The organism is Alteromonas sp. 4NH20-0056, from assembly GCF_057539655.1.
This window is the reverse complement of record NZ_BAAJLS010000014.1, coordinates 1-17,642: the sequence shown is the minus strand read 5'-3', so window position 1 is coordinate 17,642 and position 17,642 is coordinate 1. Positions and strand designations below refer to the sequence as shown.

The following is a 17,642-nucleotide window of genomic DNA, read 5'->3' as shown; positions in this document are numbered from 1 at the left end:
TTATGGCTAACAATTCGAAGAACGATGACTTCCCAACCATTCGGTTGGATGATGAAGACCGTCGCGACTACCAGAAGAAACGTCAACCAAGCCCAACGGCAAGTAATGTTTCATCATCCCCTTCCACTCCCCCTCCTGCGTCTTCAAACGCTGGAAGTGCAAGCGGCAACGGATTATGGATAATACTTATTGCGCTTTTCGCATTAAGTGCATGTGGCGGCTGTTACTACTTATACACATTGTTAGAGCAGCAGCGTAACGCGGCAAGCGCTGCTGAACAACGTATTGCACAGCTAGAAAATAAGCTTTCTGCAACCGGTGAAGAAATTGGCGAGTCAACTGTCGCACTGCAAGTGAAAGTGACAGAGCTGTCGAATAGAACTAACGAGTTATGGGAGCAAATGGATAAGCTGTGGGCCTCGGCGTGGAGACGAAACCAAAAAGAAATTGCCGACCTTGGGGCGCGAGTAGGTAATGTTCAAAACGCCATTAACGCATCTATATCCAACGTTGCTGACGACGTCAAAGCACAAAATGCAGAAATAGGCTCGGTAAAGAACCAATTAGCGTCATTGGCAGACGAAGTATTAGCCCTTAATGTTCAATTGGAACAAGCAGGCAACGCGCGCGAGCAAAGTGAGCAAAACGTCAGGGCATTAACTGATAAGCTTAAAATTTTAGAACAGCGCAACACCGCATTGTCTGGCAGAGTGTCGGGTTTAGAGAATGATATAAGAGACATTGCCACAAAGGTGGTGTCTAGCAGTGGAACGGGTGTACCACCTTCATCTGAACCATCATCTTTACCAGCAAACTAGACACAAACCAGAATACAAAAAGGGGCATATTCGCCCCTTTTTTAGTGATTACATGTAACACCTCACGAATTAGACGTTAACCAGGAACAGGGCATGACGGGCGATACATCAAAACGACTCAATAAATACATCAGCGATACGGGCCTTTGCTCGCGTAGAGAAGCGGACAAACTCATTGAGCAGAATCGCGTTACCATTAATGACAAACTGCCCGAGCTCGGTACAAAGGTAGAGCCCAACGATACCGTAAAAGTAGACGGAAAAGTGGTGAAAGCCGTTGCTAATGATAAATCTGACCGCGTCTATATTGTTTATAATAAGCCTATCGGCATTACCTGTACTACTGAGCGTCATGTAAAAGGCAACATCATTGATGCTATACGCCATAAACAGAGAATTTTTCCTGTTGGGCGCTTAGACAAGCCGTCAGAAGGCTTGATAATTCTTACCAGCGATGGCGATATCGTTAATAAGATACTGCGCGCCGAGAATGCTCACGATAAAGAATACGAAGTGACAGTTAACCAACCCATTAGTGAACGTTTTCTACAAAATATGGCAAAAGGCGTTCCTATATTAGGTACGGTCACCAAACCTTGCACGCTAAAACCCATGGGAAAAAACAAGTTTAGTATTATTCTTACTCAGGGTTTAAATAGACAAATTCGCCGTATGTGTGAGTTTTTAGGGTATGAAGTGATAAAACTAAAACGCACCCGAATCATGCATTTAGAACTGGGCTCACTAAAGCCAGGGCAATGGAGAAATCTTACCGCCAGTGAATTGAATAAGCTAACCGCTGCGGTAAAACATTCCACTAAAACATCGAATACGTAACCGTAAACGAGAAGACATAAAAAAAGCGCCATTAAGGCGCTTTTTTCATTTAGGCTCGTCTTATCGACGTAGGCCAAGACTCTTGATAAGGTCACGATACGCTTCAGCGTTCTTGCCTTTAAGGTAGTCTAGAAGCTTACGACGCTGGCTAACCATGCGAAGAAGACCACGACGTGAGTGGTGATCTTTCTTATGATCAGCAAAGTGACCTTGAAGCTTGTTGATATTGTGAGTTAGCAAAGCAACTTGCACTTGAGGTGAACCAGTGTCGCCCTCTTTTACGCCATACTCAGCAATGATCGTTGCAGTTTGTTCTTTAGTTAGTGACATAACATTCTCCTAAATTATGTCCCGCCGATCACTAATTCAGCAGAACGGAATGAAGCGCGTATTATAATGACGACGCGCCGTTTGGCAAGGGAAAGCGTAAATTTGTTTAGCTATAAACAACGCGACGCTTAGGGTTAACAAATATTGTATCCGCCGAGACCTTTTGATCTTTTGGATTCAATACGCCCTCGCCTACACCAAGAAATAAACCGCTCTCGTCTTCGCCATGATAAACACGATATGCTACACCTACTTCTAACGCATTTTCGCTGTCACCTACCACGCTTTGTCCATTATCAAAACGAGAACGCTGTGCATCGTTAATCGTGATATATGGCAAACGACTTACCGCAGTGTCTATGGGGATCAATAACGCGTCAAGGGCCCCGAAATCGCCCTCGTCTAACTGCTCTTGAATACTAATAAGCGTATCTAGCGGAACCATTTTGTCCGTTGGATAGTCAGCCACTTCAGTTCTATGCAATCGGGTAACGTAAGCCCCGCAACCAAGATTCTGACCTAAATCATCCACAATAGAACGGATATAGGTGCCTTTGCTACACTTGATGCGCATGTCTACAAAAGGTAATTGAATACGCAGTACATCAAGCTCATACACTTCAATATCACGAGGTTCACGCTCAATCTCTATACCTTGACGAGCATAGTGATACAGGGGTTTACCTTCGTGTTTGAGCGCAGAAAACATGGATGGAATTTGTTTACTTTTACCTAAAAAAGCCAGGCAGGCATTACGCACGTCTTCTTCACTTACCTTAACTGGCTTTTCTTCTACCACGTCACCGTCAGCGTCTGATGTCGTAGTACGAATGCCGAGTTTTGCGGTCACTTCATAGGTTTTTTCAGCATCTAACAGAAACTGTGAAAACTTTGTCGCTTCACCAAGACAAAGCGGTAACATTCCGCTAGCTAGCGGGTCTAGAGCGCCTGTATGTCCGCCCTTAGACGCTTTATACAGCCATCGCACTTTTTGAAGCAGCTGATTAGATGAACCACCAAGTGGCTTATCTAGCAAAACAATGCCGTTTATATCACGGCCTTTACGACGCCTTGCCATTTATTCCTGCTCATCCGAGCTATCGCTCTCGCGCTTAGATTCATCTTTGGCGACCGTTTGCGACACAAGGTTAGAAATTCGCATACCTTCAATAATCGATTTATCTTCAAAGAAATGAAGGTGCGGTACGGAGCGCATACGCAAGCGCTTGGCTAAAATACTGCGAATAAAGCCTTTAAATTCTACAAGCTGCTTCATTAGCACCTTGCTTTCTTCTTCGGTGCTATTGTAGATAGTCACAAAGATTTTGGCATGCGCCAAATCACGCGTTACTTCTACTTCAGATACCGTGACAAGTGGCATGTCGCCTACGCGATGTTTATATTCATTTTGTAGAATGCTGGCAATTTCTTTATGAACTTGCTGAGCGACTCTGTCGGTGCGTGAAAATTCACGAGCCATATTGTGTTCTCCTTTTCCCAAAATGATAACGGCTATATAGACAAAAGCGGGAGCCATACGGCCCCCGCTTTTAATTTGCCGTTAAACCAGGGCGATTAAATTTCGCGCTTAACCTCAACGATTTCGAAGACCTCAATTTGGTCGCCTACTTTTACATCGTTGTAGTTTTTAACGCCGATACCACATTCCATCCCGTTACGAACGTCTTGTACATCGTCTTTGAAACGACGAAGTGATTCAAGTTCACCTTCGTAAATTACTACGTTGTCACGTAGTACGCGGATTGGATTACTACGTTTCACGACACCTTCAGTAACCATACAACCAGCGATAGCACCAATTTTCGGTGACTTAAACACATCACGTACTTCGGCAAGACCAATGATTTCCTGCCTGAATTCTGGTGCAAGCATACCACTCATGGCCGCCTTCACTTCATCAATTAGGTGGTAGATAACGCTGTAGTAACGCAGGTCAATTTCTTCTGCTTCAAGCACACGTCGTGCAGTAGCGTCGGCACGAACGTTAAAGCCTAGTACGATAGCACCAGAAGCCGCAGCTAACGTAGCATCAGTTTCGGTAATACCACCTACGCCGCTACCTACAATATTAACTTTAACTTCAGACGTTGATAGCTTAATCAATGATTCAGAGATAGCTTCAACAGACCCTTGTACATCGGCTTTGAGTACGATGTTAAGGTCGCTAACGTCGCCTGATTCCATGTTCGCAAACATGTTTTCAAGCTTAGCTTTTTGTTGACGTGCAAGTTTGAGCTCGCGCTTCTTCTGATGACGTTTAGCAGCAACTTCACGGGCTTTACGCTCGTCTCTCACTACCGCTGCATCTTCACCAGCAACAGGAACACCAGACAAACCTAGTACTTCTACCGGCGTAGATGGGCCAGCCACCTTCATTTCTTGACCATTTTCGTCGCGCATCGCACGAACACGTCCGTACTCTTCGCCACAAAGAAGGATATCACCAGCGCGAAGTTGGCCTTCTTGTACTAATACAGAAGCAACCGGGCCACGGCCTTTATCAAGACGTGACTCGATAACGATACCACGTCCAGGACCTTCAGGAACCGCTTGCAAGTCTAGTAACTCGGCTTGTAAAACGATAGCTTCAAGAAGCGATTCTACGCCCATTCCTGTTTTAGCAGAAACGTTACAGAACTGGTGCTCTCCACCCCACTCTTCTGAAATAACTTCTAATTGAGAAAGCTCAGTCTTAACACGATCTGGATCAGCAGACTCTTTATCCATCTTATTGACTGCTACGATAAGAGGTACGCCAGCTGCACGAGCATGCTGAACCGCTTCTTTCGTTTGCGGCATTACGCCGTCATCAGCAGCGACAACAAGGATAACGATATCGGTTGCCGTAGCACCACGTGCACGCATTGCAGTAAACGCCGCGTGTCCTGGCGTATCAAGGAACGTGATTTCGCCATTGTCGGTTTGTACTTTATATGCACCGATGTGCTGCGTTATACCGCCGGCTTCACCGTCGGCCACTTTTGCACGGCGGATATAGTCAAGTAGTGACGTTTTACCGTGGTCAACGTGACCCATGATGGTTACTACAGGTGCACGTGACGTTTTGTCACCGCCTGTTCCATCATCAGCTAACAATTCTTCTTCAAGCGCATTGTCGTTAACCAACTCGAACTTGTGACCCATTTCTTCTACAACAAGTACTGCTGTATCTTGGTCAAGAACTTGGTTAATGGTTGCCATCTCACCCATTTTCATCATGGTTTTGATAACTTCATTAGACTTAATCGCCAACTTGCTTGCAAGTTCTCCAACCGTAATGGTTGCGCCTAATTTAACAATACGTTCAACAGGCTGAGCCGGCTTGTTAAAGCCTTGCTTCAAATGCTCACCCGCGTTTTTCTTAGATTTACGACGACGACGTGAAGAACGCTCTACCTGTAAATCTTGTTCGTCTTCCGCTTCTTGCGCATAACGGTTTGAATGAAGATGTACTTCTTCTGCTTCCGCTTTCTTGCGCGCTTCCGCTTCTTCTTTCCAGCGACGCTCGTTTTCTTCAGCAAGCTTACGTGCTTCTTCAGCCGCTTTCTTAGCGTCTTCTTCAAGTTTCTTCTGCGCTTCTTCTTCCTGCGCTTTACGAAGTCGCTCTTCTTCTTGACGAGCAGCGTCTTGTGCCGCTTTTTCTTCAGCAGTTAAGTTAGGCTCATCTTTCTTACGTGCTTCAGCTTCTTTCTTCGCTTGCTCAGCACGACGAGCACGTTCTGCATCAGCCGCTTTCTTGGCTTCTTCAGCTTTACGCGCTTTTTCTTCAGCGGCTTTCTTCGCTTCAGCTTGTGCTTTTTCTTCCGCTTCACGCTTAAGACGCGCTTCTTCTTCAAGGCGTTTAGCCTCTTCTTCTTGGCGCTGCTGTTCTTCAGCATCCGTGCGCTTCACGTAAGTACGTTTTTTACGTACTTCTACTTTTACTTCTTTAGATTTACCAACATTGATAGTGCTAGTAGTCTTTCGCTTCAGCGTCATGCGCTGCGGCTCGCTTGCGCTACCGTGTTGCTTACTTAAATGATCCAACAGTTTCTTTTTCTCTTCTTCGTTTACCTGAGCGCCGGCACTCTTTGTGATACCCGCGTCTTTAAACTGGCCAACCAATCGGTCAACGGTCGTACCAATGTCGCTGGCGAGCTTTTCAATAGATACATCTGCCATTACGTATTTTTCCCCCTGTTGACCTTATTCTTCTTCACTAAACCAAACCACATTACGCGCTGCCATGATTAGGGCGCCGGCTTGTTCTTCGCTTAGTTCTTCAATATCACTAATTTCATCTGTGCCTTGCTCTGCCAGTGCTTCAAGGTCAGTAATGCCGCGGCTGGCCAACACATAGGCCACGTGCTTACTCATTCCTTCAAGGCCTAGTAAGGCTTCGGTGGGCTCTGCGCCCTCAAGCGTTTCTTCGTTTGCTAATGCACGTGTTGTTAAGAATGCACGTGCACGTGAACGCAACTCTTCAACGGTTTCTTCATCCAAACCGTCAACAGCAAGAAGTTCGCTTACTGGCACGTATGCCACTTCTTCCAAGGTAGTAAACCCTTCATCTACCAATACCGACGCAAATTCTTCATCGATATCTAACCCGGTAGTAAATACGTTCAATACTTTCGCGTTTTCTTCTTCGTGTTTCTTGTTGAGGTCCTCAACCGTCATCACATTAAGTTCCCAGCCAGTCAACTGACTCGCTAAGCGAACATTTTGACCGCTACGGCCAATGGCTTGTGCCAAGTTATCTTGCTCAACCGCCACTTCCATCATGTGACTGTCTTCATCAACAACGATTGAAGCAACTTCAGCCGGTGCCATCGCGTTTATAACGAACTGTGCTGGGTTTTCGTCCCAAAGTACGATATCAACACGTTCTCCGCCTAACTCACCCGATACTGCCTGAACACGAGAACCTCGCATACCAACACACGCACCCACTGGGTCAAGACGCTTATCATTGGTCTTCACAGCGATTTTAGCGCGTGAACCAGGATCGCGAGCAGCCGATTTAATTTCTAGCGTTTCTTCAGCAATTTCTGGTACTTCTAAACGGAAGAGCTCTACCAACATGTCTGGGTGTGTACGGCTAATAAATAACTGTGCACCACGTGCTTCAGGACGAATAACGTAAAGAAGACCACGTACTCGGTCACCTGGGCGGAACGTCTCGCGCGGCAACATATCATCACGGTAGATAACACCTTCAGCGTTATTACCTAAGTCGATGATGATGTTGTCACGGTTCACTTTCTTCACTGTGCCCGTTACCAATTCACCTACTCTGTCTTCGTACTCGGCGATCATCTGAGCACGCTCAGCTTCACGTACTTTCTGAACGATAACTTGCTTTGCAGTCTGTGTAGTAATGCGGTCGAACGCGATAGACTCTATCTGCTCTTCAACAAAATCACCCAACTGAATTTCTGGCTCGTCAATCTGCGCCGCTGAAATAGTAATTTCAGCAAAAGGATTCTCTTGTACTTGGTCGTCAGGAATTACCTGCCAACGACGAAACGTATCGAACTCGCCAGACTCTCTGTCTATGCTCACTCGAACTTCAATGTCGCCTTCATTTTTCTTTTTAGTTGCACTTGCAATTGCAAATTCTAGCGCTTCAAAAATCTTCTCTCTAGGCACTTGTTTTTCATTTGAAACGGCTTCCGCCACTAACAAAATTTCTTTATTCATTTTCGCCTCACTCAAGCTTTCCTCGATGAAAGCATTGCTGTTCCATCAGTCAAATGTGGGAACAACGTTACCTTTTTCGATATTCGCCACAGCTAACTGGAACTGCTGGCCATCCACTTCGATACTAACCATGCCGTTCTCGACAGCTAGTACCTTGCCTTTAAAATTACGACGCTCGTCCATCGGCATTGATAAACGAACCTGAACAATTTCACCAATCGATTGTTCGTAGTGCTTCTCTTTGAAAAGCGGCCTGTCCATACCAGGTGACGACACTTCCAGATTATATTCGGTGCTTATCGGATCTTCTACGTCCAATATTGCGCTAGCTTGGTGACTTACATCAGCACAATTATCAACGGATATACCGTTCTCGTGATCAATAAACACACGGAGAATCGAGTGTTTCCCCGCTCTTACAAACTCGACGCCAACTAACTCAAAACCTAAGGCCTCAACACCCGGCGTTAGCATGTCCGTTAGTTTTTCTTCAAGTTTCGCCAATCCAAACCTCCAAAAACGAAAAAAGGGCCTAAAGCCCACCTGTCATCACCTAGGCCAGCAAGGCTGACTCCAAGTTTTAATACAACAAAAAGCCCCGTACTAGCGGGGCTTTTTATTAAAATTCTGAACCCATACCTACTATGTAGGCAGTTGCAAACTTATGGGTAAAGCCACCAACAGGTGACAGCTTGCTAATGAATGAAAGCGTTACTTTCCTAAACATAGAGGGAGCCCGCTTCCATCACGTGTTGGCCATAGTATACTTTCTGGCGACGCATTAAGCAACAAGGGTTTTCTATTAAGCCAAATAGTTGTTAGATACATATCTGATGAGAGCGTTGTGCTTGTTCAAAGCATTTTGAGCTAGAAAGTTGACTCTCGTACCAAAAGATATCGTTCAATCTATATACAACTTTGACATTGGTGTCGTACACTTTTATTTAAATGACCTCGGTTAAAGACTTTAAAGAAAAGGATAAATGGTAATGCTCTTTGGAAAAATCCCTGCCGTTTCTAATACATGTATAGCTATTCGCCTTTTATCCACTATATGTTTTCTCATAAGTTTACTCTGGCTCTCCGGCTGCACTGAAACAGAAACTCCTCCCAACACGCCCGCATCTATATACAACACAAAATGGATGCTAAAGGAACTGGGGGAACATCCTGATATTACATCTGAAAAGAATGTATTTTTTCAATTCCTATCCGAAGACAGAAAATTAATAGGGAATAGTGGCTGCAACAATTTCTTTGGTCAGTATGAAATTAACAATGACTTGCTAAGTATAACTAATCTCGGTTCAACCAAAATGATGTGTCCGGATATGACGATTGAGGATGCCTTTTTGCAATTTTTACCTAAAGTACAAAGGTATGAGGTTAATGGCGCAGTTTTGATACTTTATGGTGAAAATGGCAAGTTTGCTACTTTTGAATCTACACCAAGTTTCAGCACCACACAGGTGGACACTCTTACTGCCGCGCAATCCGATCCGAAAGTGATGGGCTGGATGCAGGGATTTCCTCCCGCAAAAGATAAATTAATTACCCAGCCCGATTCGAACTATTTCAGTTTTCCTAAGTTACGTTGGTCAGTTTGCCATTTACGTGAGTTTTTACCTACTGAAGAAATAAGCCGTGGTATACAAGCACCAATGCCCCTTGACTATGTTTCACCGGCTGATTTTGCAGATTTGCGGCAAAAGATTGATGCTATAGCATTCACACCAATGCGTAGTAACCAAACGATGACGTGGGAACAGTCTCTTTACGAGAATTATACTGATGGAATGCTCATTATCCATAAAAACCAAGTGGTTTATGAAAGGTACTTTGGCTGTCTGCAAGAGGACGGCAAGCATGCAGCAATGTCGATGACTAAATCGATCACCGGTTTGCTGGCTGAAATACTCGTTGTAAATAATCAGCTAGACGAAAATGCTTTGGTAAAAAATATTATCCCAGAAATTCGCGATAGTGCATTTGCCGATGCTACTGTAAGACAAGTTATGGACATGACGACCGGCGTAAAGTATTCCGAAAACTATGCTGATCCCAATGCCGATATCTGGTTGTATTCGGCAGCAGCTAGCCCATTGCCAAAGCCTGCAGACTATGTCGGTCCGAATGGATACTGGGAGTACCTGCAGCAAGTGAAGCGTGATGGAGAGCATGGTCAGGAGTTTCATTATAAAACCATCAATTCAGATATGCTAGGTTGGATAGTGAGTCGTGTTACCGGCAAATCAATTACTCAACTTACATCTGACGTATTGTGGCGGCCGATGGGAGCTGAGCAAAGCGCCTATCAAACAGTCGATGGCAAAGGCGTTCCGTTCGCCGGCGGAGGTTTAACTGCTGGGCTAAGAGATTTAGGACGAATAGGCTTACTGATGTTAAATAATGGTCAAATCAACGGCAAACAGCTTTTCGCGCCTAAAGTAGTCGCTAATATCCGCAAAGGCGGCGATAAACAAAAATTTGGCGATGGTTTTCCGACGTTAAAAGGCGGAAGCTATACCAGTCAATGGTGGGTGTTTCATAACGAACATCAAGCGTTTGCGGCAAGAGGCGTGCATGGACAAACAATCTATGTCGACCCAACCGCTGACATGGTACTAGTGCGTTTTGCTTCTTATCCAAAGGCCCAAAACGGTTTTATCGATCCGACATCGCTGCCAGCCTATGACGCAGTTGCTAAATATTTAATGGCGCATCGTTGATGCGCTTTTTTGTACGGATAGATGCTTGGTGGCATGGCTCCTTTTATTACATTTTTCTGAAAACCAAAAAGGGGCTGTAGAAAGCAAGAACAAGAAAACATACTGAGAAAAGTAATGAGGTGGCGTAAAGCAGAAGCCGTAATTTTTTACTGCTATGAAAACAAAAAAGCCCCAGCTAATGCTGAGGCTTGAATGTGGTTGCGGGAGCAGGATTTGAACCTACGACCTTCGGGTTATGAGCCCGACGAGCTACCAGACTGCTCCATCCCGCGCCTGAACTGTTGCTAACTTACGTATTAAACACAAGCCAATAAAATTCTAACGCTATTTTCTGTGGTTGCGGGAGCAGGATTTGAACCTACGACCTTCGGGTTATGAGCCCGACGAGCTACCAGACTGCTCCATCCCGCGCCAGAAAATTACCGTTTACTGAGAAGTTGTTGTTCTCCCCTTCAACGTGGGGCGTATTATACATAGGGACTTTTCTAACACAAGCGATGATTGACGAAATATTTCATTTTATTGACTGTTTGCAGGTTTATTGTTCAACCTGCTTACAATAACAACGATTATTCCCTATTTACCCCGTAATAAAGATAACGAAATCTCCTTAAGTTCAGATGAACGAGTCGTCTAATGTCGATTATGGCTTAAACTTTTCCATTTTATCTGCAAATTTAAAATCCAATTCACTTAATCCACCCACATCATGAGTGGTTAGTGTTACTTCCACTTTGTTGTAAACATTAAACCATTCCGGGTGGTGATTAAGCTTTTCTGCCCAAATCGCCATTTGTGACATCCAGCCAAACGCCCTAATGAAACTTTTAAACATAAATGTTTTCTTGATTGCATTCCCTTCAAGAACCCACTTCTCCTCATCAGCCAATGCTTCATTCAACAGTGAGAGTTTTGATTCAATTTCTGGATTACTCAGTTTGGTTGTCATAATTACGCCTTTTTCACTATTTAATACGAATAACTGTACCGAAGATTACGTAGGAGGTCAGCTTTAGCCCATAAACAAGAAAAGTGTTGCGGTGAGAAATGTTTACAAAAAAAAAGGCCAGCATACGCTGACCTTTGTATTGGATTACCTTGAGGTTATTTAAAATTCAACCGCAAGCCTTGCGTACACTTGGCGACCGCGTGGGTCATGTACTTTTGAATCGAAACCACTGTTAGTAAACAAACGCGGTGGATCTCTATCAAACAAGTTAATACCACCAACCGTTAGTACATAACTCTGTTGAGTTTCGAACATTGCGCCTAGGTCGATGTTGTACTGCGCATCTACCGTTACATGATTATCAACTTCAAAGAAACCGTTTGCACATCCAGTTACGTTGGCCGAACCGTCAGCACAGTTTTGGTCGTCATCATATGAAGAGATATAACGCACGAATACGTTCGCAGCGTGAATATCATTTCTCCACGCGACACCTAAGTTCATTCTCAACTCAGGTGACGATGTACCAATGTTGTTGAAGTTTCTGCGCCCTGCTCCGTCAATATCACCTGCTTGAGGGTCAGAGAGATCGTACTTAGTAATGTAAGTAGCGTTTAATGTTGGCGTAAAGTTACCCAGTTCCGTTTCCATTTTGTAGCTAGTTACGAAATCAACACCCGACGTTTCAAGCGAACTCGCGTTCACGTAAGTATTGTTAATTTGTAACACTGGACCAGTTAATGGGTCGCCTGCACGAATAACACGGTCGGGATCAGTAGGGCCTGAATTAAGTACCGCTTGTGCGTTCTCTTGAATGATTAGATCTTCAAACTCAAAGTTCCAATAGTCTAGTTCAATAGAGAAGTCTCTAAACGGTTCATAAGAGAAACCAACGTTGTAAGCAGTAGACTCTTCCGGTTTTAAATCTTCATTACCTGATGTTCTTACCGCTACAAACGCAACAGCGCCTTGCACAGGGTCAAGTAATTGCTGAAGCGTAGTCGCCCCACCTTCTGCTAAGAATACGGTTGGCGCTCTAAACGACGTTGAAATTGAGCCACGTAGTGAGAACTCATCGGTAGCGCGATAAGAGACCGCTAGCTTAGGGTCAACCGTACTGCCAATTGCACCGCCGTAATCTTCATAACGAAGTGCTAATTGGACGTCTAAGTCGTCATTAATCGGTAATGCAAGCTCACCAAACGCGGCCCATACATCTTGACTGCCATCTATGTCTGGGTTACCAATAACAAACGTAAAGCTATCTTGGTTCGATAATGGATCGTAATCGATAGATAATTGCTGTTCTCTATACTGAACGCCAAGCGCCAACGCCGCAAAGCCCCCGCCCATCTCAAAAACGTCAAACGAAGTAAACGCTTCGAATACTTCAAGGTCAGACTTCGAGTCAATAACCTGCTTGGCAGTAAACGAGTCTACTACGTACTGCGAATTTGGCGCAGAACTATAAGATGTAGAGAACGGGTTAAAGAATTCACATGGACCAGCGCCAGGGCTTCCTGTTACCGGATTACAATCTGAACCACCGAAACCTAATAACGCAAGCTGGAATTCTGTATTTAATACATCTGGAACTTGGAACAAGAAGTCATTGACTGCACGAGTATAGCTAACTTCCCAGAAACCTGAATCGGTTACGCCCTGAAGATTTGTACTGAATCTAAAGGTATCTGATTCAGTATTTGCTGGGTCGCCATCGAAACCATTACCCTCTGCACGCCCAAAGAACGCAACGCCCGTACCAAACGGGTTTTGTGGATGGTAATCAGGTACAACAGGTGACGTTAAGATTGGGAAACTTGGCGCGCCGCCGCGTTGTGCACGGTTTCTCGCCATGCCGATTTCAGCCGTCCACGTAATGTCGTTATCAAACTCATAGTTTGCACTAACATATGTATTAATTCTGCTTTCGTCTGCTACATAAGAATAGAATTTACCGAAATCGAAGCCACAGAAACCCACTTCTAAGCCAGGGATAGTGCCGCTAGGTGCACGTAAATCTGGTGTACCACCTTGCTCTTCACATCCATAGGGGTCGATAATTGGTAACGCACCTACACCAGGAATATTTAAGAAATACGAACCTGGGTTACCCAGTGCACTTGTATCATCTTGTGGTCGGCTTAAACGTCGATCACTTAAGAAAAGTGGTGAGCGGTTGGTATAGCTAATCGCGGCCATAACGTTACCGTTATCACCCGACGCTCCCCACAAACCTTGCAAAATATATTCTTTGTTGTTGCCATGCGCACCGTCTTGATAATCAACGGTTACCATCGCACCATCATAATTGCGTTTTGTAATGAAGTTAACCACACCTGCTACGGCGTCAGAACCATAAAGTGCAGAGGCACCATCTTTTACCACTTCCATTCTATCGATGGCTATCATGGGTACAAGAGAGCTTGTGTCTACGAAGTTTAGACCTTGGTTAGTCGGCTGTGCGGTAACAACTTGGCGTTTATTATTAAGAAGCACAAGTGTCGATGCAACACCTAAGCCTCGAAGGTTAATATTTGACGTACCGGCTGTAGCATTCTGAGTGAATGCATCGGGATTATTCTCAGCGCCGGTGTTTATCGTTAGCGTTTGCGTGATGTCGGCAATATTCTTTGCACCAATAGAGTCTATGGCGACACTATCAACGACGGCGAGTGGTGACGGAGATTCAAAGTTCTCACTGCGGCGAACAAAACTACCCGTAACGAGAATTAACTCAACATCCTTTTTCTTTGCTTCTTCTTGCGAATCCTCCGCCTCTTGCGCAAATGCAGAAAACGTTGAACACAATAACGCAGAACTTACAAAAGCAGCGACTGCGGTTTTACGTGTATTAAATTTCATAGTGTGATTCCAAATCTGGGCGCATCACTACCGGCATAACCCTTACATTCCGCTAGCAAATTGCTGTACGATTTCTCATTGTTATGTTAGCAAGCCTACAAATTAAGCTCACAACTTCATGTTATGCTTGAAAAACCAGTTTGTAAATTTATTGTGAACAATATGTTTACATTAATTTCACATATGGTCAGACCAGATAGACCTAAGACCAACCAGTTTTGGTGAAGAAATAGTCTGTATTCTTTTCTTACTCATGTAATTCTTTCTTAAAACACAACCTGATGCTGAGAAAATGAAATAAAAAATCAATAATAATCAATTATTTGGAAAATGATTTAATCGGTATACTTCTTGAAGGTTAGGAATTATTAGGTAGCAGCATAGTGTGTATTGAATGAAAATCCCGAAGGTCGAAGACGCGTATGAACTCTTAAGCGGTAAATTAGAGAGTTGGATGGAAGGCGCGATAAAGTTACTCCCTAACATTGTTGTCGCGTTTCTCATCGCAATAGCGTTCGGTATTGCTGCAAAAGTTATTGGAAATCTTGTTGGCGCGGTAATGCGCAAAACCTTTGAGTCTCGTCAAATTGCTAGTTTGCTCACATCCATTATCAAAGCATTGATACTACTCGCGGGCATTTTCATTGCGCTCGATTTCGTTGGTCTCAAAGGCACAGTTACATCGCTATTGGCTGGAGCAGGAATTGTAGGCCTCGCGATTGGCTTCGCGTTCCAAGACATGACAGAAAACTTCATTGCTGGTATCGCGATGGGCATTAGAAAACCCTTTGAAATTGGTGATGTAGTAAAAGCAGAAGGCGTATTTGGTGTTGTTCAAGGAATAAACCTACGCAACACCCTCGTTGAAACGTTTTATGGTCAGCAAGAAGTTATTCCCAACAAAATTTTATTTCGAAATATTCTCACCAACTATTCAGCACTCGGACATAGACGAATTGAAGTACCAGTAGGTATTTCATATGCGGATGATATTGAAAAAGCGGCGAGTTTGATCACAGATGCGATGAATGAGAAGTCGTACGTTATTAAGCAAGACGAGACTGCCGTATATGCAGAGTCGTTTGGTGATTCTAGCATAAACCTGTTGCTGTGGTTTTGGATAAGATATCCAGGCGAGCCTGGCTTTATGCAAGTACGACACGATGCTGTGTGCACGGTCAAGCGCGTTTTAGATGAGCACGATATCCTTATTCCATTCCCAATCAGGACATTAGATTTCAACGCAAAAGGCGGCGAAAAACTTAACAGCATGATTACCGAGCGCAGCGCAAACAGCAAAGAAAGCGCTAGTAAAGACGCCCACGAATCTGAACAAGGCGACAACCAGTCGGCTAGCGACTCGGAGCAGGACAGTCACAGTGGAAACAAGACAATGTCTAGTGATGCAAGTGAAACAGGTAACGACGAATAACACCAATTTTTAACAACAAGGAAATTGAATATGCTTAATTTAATTGAATCAAAAAAACTTCGTAACGCGTTTAATGCAATGATGTTAGCAGGGCTTTTAGGTTTCGTGGGAGGCTGCGCTACCATTGAGGGCGCAGGTAAAGATATTCAAAGCGCTGGGGAAGCGGTTGAAGAAGGCGCCGAAGAAGCTTCTAATTAATAGACTGCAGTGAAAGTTGATAGAAAAAAGAGCCGACGGAATGTCGGCTCTTTCATTTATTAAGCGAGTACAGCCAGCATTAAAAAAGTACCTACAAGGGCTGGGTTACCAGACGATTTTAATAAACACTGCGCTTGAACGCGATAAAGCTTACCTTGTGGCTTATCAACAATGTCAACAACCTCGAACTGATATTTTATACTGTCTCCGCTTTTTACGGGCTCTAAAAAGCGCAGTTTATCAATGCCGTAATTAATGGTTGATGCAATTCTATCTGAGGGCGCTATGACCTCTGCAAACGCCTTCGGCATTAGGGATGCTGTTAAAAAACCGTGGGCAATAGTTGTCTTAAATGGACTCTCTGCTTCACACCTAGCCTGATCCAAATGAATCCACTGGTGATCACCGGTAGCCTCTGCAAATTGATTTATCATTGGCTGAGTCACCTCAATCCAATCCTCTTGGGACAATGTATCGCCCATATTTAAGTCAATGAGAGCCTTCATTCGCTTTTCCTTGTTTGCGTCGCTTGATGCCAATGTACTATCAACCTGTTGAATAATTCAATTAACTTTTAATAATAGGTATTTATAAACAGTTTTGTTACACTACGGTAAATATTTCGTTTAAATATGTGTCGTTGAGCATTCGGCACTAGGTTTTCATACTGACACTCGTCAGACAAGGAATGCATATGAATTTGAATAGAATCGACCTGAATTTGTTCGCTGTATTCGACGCGATATACACCGCCGGCAGTTTGACCAAAGCTGCCGATGTACTGTGCATAACACAGCCGGCAGTTAGTAATTCTTTAGCCCGTCTTAGAGAAATGTTAAACGACCCACTGTTTGTGAGAACGGGACACAGTATGACACCCACTCCCGTGGCACAAAATATTATCGTGCCAGCCAGACAAGCATTAGCACTTTTACGTAAAAGTGTGCAAGAGAGCCATACATTCGACCCTCTGACTGCAGAAAAGGCTTTTAATTTCGCGAGTCGAGATCTGCTGGAGGCAAGCATTATGCCCCGGCTAGTAGCCAGACTTCAAAATCTTGCACCTAATATCGGCTTAACGAACTATGAAATACCAAGAAGCCAAGTGGTATCTGCTATGGCCGCGGGAACGTTAGACTTTTTCGCTGACGCTTCCACGTTTACCGACCCCCATTTATGCAAAGAAATAATTGCTAGAGACCGGTTTGTGGTACTTGCCCGCAAAAACCACCCTGCTCTTAAAAACGGCTTAGATTTGGAAACGTTTTTACGCCTTGGCCATATTAATGTGTCTCAAAGAAAGTCTGGCGCAGGCCCGATAGACGTAGCGTTAGATAAGATGGGGAAACGTAGAAAGGAAGTAATGCGCGGACAACACTTCCTTACTGTACCAAGTACCATCGTCAAAACAGACCTTATTGCCTGTTTACCTTTTCACCTTGCGAAGCATTACGACTTGGCTATTTATGAAATGCCCTTTGATTTACCCCCTGTGGAATACTATCTGTATTGGCATGTAAGTGCCGATCATGATTATGCCCATATGTGGATGAGGGAACAGATAATGGAAGTTTCAAGCCACTTTAAGTCGCACTAGCATTCATATTTGAAATTACTAAAACCAGGTATTACACCTGGTTTTTTGTTTTTGCCGAACATAATTGAGACGTAGACACCCACACTTTTGGCTATTATTCACACTAGGATACTCATTAAATTCTGTAAGACACCCACCGCTAATACTGCACCTAACCTATATGTATCAACACGTTAGCCACCAA

At 44.1% G+C, this 17,642-nt stretch carries 15 protein-coding genes and 2 tRNA genes; 6 read left to right on the top strand and 11 right to left on the bottom strand.

The window, feature by feature from the left end; all coding sequences use genetic code 11:
* Positions 1-2 precede the first annotated feature (2 nt).
* The gene (locus tag AC27EZ_RS17345) at positions 3-818 is read left to right on the top strand and encodes a hypothetical protein (RefSeq protein WP_487136528.1); all 816 of its coding nucleotides are present in this window, start codon (positions 3-5) and stop codon (positions 816-818) included.
* 93 nt (positions 819-911) lie between these two features.
* Positions 912-1,655, top strand: a complete 744-nt coding sequence (gene rluF, locus AC27EZ_RS17340; RefSeq protein WP_487136527.1) for a 23S rRNA pseudouridine(2604) synthase RluF — start codon at positions 912-914, stop codon at positions 1,653-1,655.
* 60 nt (positions 1,656-1,715) lie between these two features.
* Here rluF and rpsO read toward each other — a convergent pair whose 3' ends face one another.
* From rpsO to rimP, 6 genes are all read right to left on the bottom strand, one after another.
* Positions 1,716-1,985: a 30S ribosomal protein S15 gene (gene rpsO, locus AC27EZ_RS17335; protein ID WP_421131664.1), complete on the bottom strand. Its 270-nt coding sequence runs from the start codon at positions 1,983-1,985 to the stop codon at positions 1,716-1,718.
* A gap of 106 nt (positions 1,986-2,091) precedes the next feature.
* A complete protein-coding gene (gene truB, locus AC27EZ_RS17330) occupies positions 2,092-3,063 on the bottom strand; it encodes a tRNA pseudouridine(55) synthase TruB (protein ID WP_487136526.1) in 972 nt (323 codons plus the stop codon).
* Positions 3,064-3,465 (bottom strand): 30S ribosome-binding factor RbfA, encoded by a 402-nt coding sequence (gene rbfA, locus AC27EZ_RS17325; RefSeq protein WP_487136525.1) that lies wholly within the window; start codon positions 3,463-3,465, stop codon positions 3,064-3,066.
* Positions 3,466-3,560: 95 nt separating this feature from the next.
* Positions 3,561-6,167, bottom strand: a complete 2,607-nt coding sequence (gene infB / locus AC27EZ_RS17320; RefSeq protein WP_487136524.1) for a translation initiation factor IF-2 — start codon at positions 6,165-6,167, stop codon at positions 3,561-3,563.
* 24 nt (positions 6,168-6,191) lie between these two features.
* Positions 6,192-7,688: a transcription termination factor NusA gene (gene nusA, locus AC27EZ_RS17315; RefSeq protein ID WP_487136523.1), complete on the bottom strand. Its 1,497-nt coding sequence runs from the start codon at positions 7,686-7,688 to the stop codon at positions 6,192-6,194.
* Positions 7,689-7,733: 45 nt separating this feature from the next.
* On the bottom strand, positions 7,734-8,192 hold the full coding sequence (gene rimP, locus AC27EZ_RS17310; protein WP_487136522.1) for a ribosome maturation factor RimP: 459 nt from the start codon (positions 8,190-8,192) through the stop codon (positions 7,734-7,736).
* A gap of 485 nt (positions 8,193-8,677) precedes the next feature.
* Here rimP and AC27EZ_RS17305 point away from each other — a divergent pair, with 485 nt between their 5' ends.
* Complete coding sequence (locus tag AC27EZ_RS17305) at positions 8,678-10,417, top strand: serine hydrolase (protein ID WP_487136521.1); 1,740 nt, start codon at positions 8,678-8,680, stop codon at positions 10,415-10,417.
* A gap of 195 nt (positions 10,418-10,612) precedes the next feature.
* Here AC27EZ_RS17305 and AC27EZ_RS17300 read toward each other — a convergent pair.
* The 4 genes from AC27EZ_RS17300 to AC27EZ_RS17285 form a co-directional block, all read right to left on the bottom strand.
* A tRNA-Met gene (locus tag AC27EZ_RS17300) sits at positions 10,613-10,689 on the bottom strand.
* Positions 10,690-10,751: 62 nt separating this feature from the next.
* Positions 10,752-10,828, bottom strand: a tRNA-Met gene (locus tag AC27EZ_RS17295).
* A 232-nt stretch (positions 10,829-11,060) separates the two neighbouring features.
* Positions 11,061-11,366, bottom strand: a complete 306-nt coding sequence (locus tag AC27EZ_RS17290; protein WP_487136520.1) for a 4a-hydroxytetrahydrobiopterin dehydratase — start codon at positions 11,364-11,366, stop codon at positions 11,061-11,063.
* Positions 11,367-11,525: 159 nt separating this feature from the next.
* On the bottom strand, positions 11,526-14,231 hold the full coding sequence (locus AC27EZ_RS17285) for a TonB-dependent receptor (RefSeq protein ID WP_487136519.1): 2,706 nt from the start codon (positions 14,229-14,231) through the stop codon (positions 11,526-11,528).
* 394 nt (positions 14,232-14,625) lie between these two features.
* Here AC27EZ_RS17285 and AC27EZ_RS17280 point away from each other — a divergent pair, with 394 nt between their 5' ends.
* Both AC27EZ_RS17280 and AC27EZ_RS17275 read left to right on the top strand, forming a co-directional pair.
* Positions 14,626-15,663, top strand: a complete 1,038-nt coding sequence (locus AC27EZ_RS17280; RefSeq protein ID WP_487136518.1) for a mechanosensitive ion channel family protein — start codon at positions 14,626-14,628, stop codon at positions 15,661-15,663.
* A gap of 30 nt (positions 15,664-15,693) precedes the next feature.
* On the top strand, positions 15,694-15,861 hold the full coding sequence (locus AC27EZ_RS17275; protein ID WP_487136517.1) for an entericidin A/B family lipoprotein: 168 nt from the start codon (positions 15,694-15,696) through the stop codon (positions 15,859-15,861).
* Between the two features lie 59 nt (positions 15,862-15,920).
* Here AC27EZ_RS17275 and AC27EZ_RS17270 read toward each other — a convergent pair whose 3' ends face one another.
* Complete coding sequence (locus AC27EZ_RS17270) at positions 15,921-16,367, bottom strand: MaoC/PaaZ C-terminal domain-containing protein (protein ID WP_487136516.1); 447 nt, start codon at positions 16,365-16,367, stop codon at positions 15,921-15,923.
* A gap of 188 nt (positions 16,368-16,555) precedes the next feature.
* On the opposite strand from AC27EZ_RS17270, the gene AC27EZ_RS17265 reads away from it, so the two are divergent.
* On the top strand, positions 16,556-17,458 hold the full coding sequence (locus AC27EZ_RS17265) for a LysR family transcriptional regulator (protein WP_421131676.1): 903 nt from the start codon (positions 16,556-16,558) through the stop codon (positions 17,456-17,458).
* Positions 17,459-17,642: the final 184 nt, after the last annotated feature.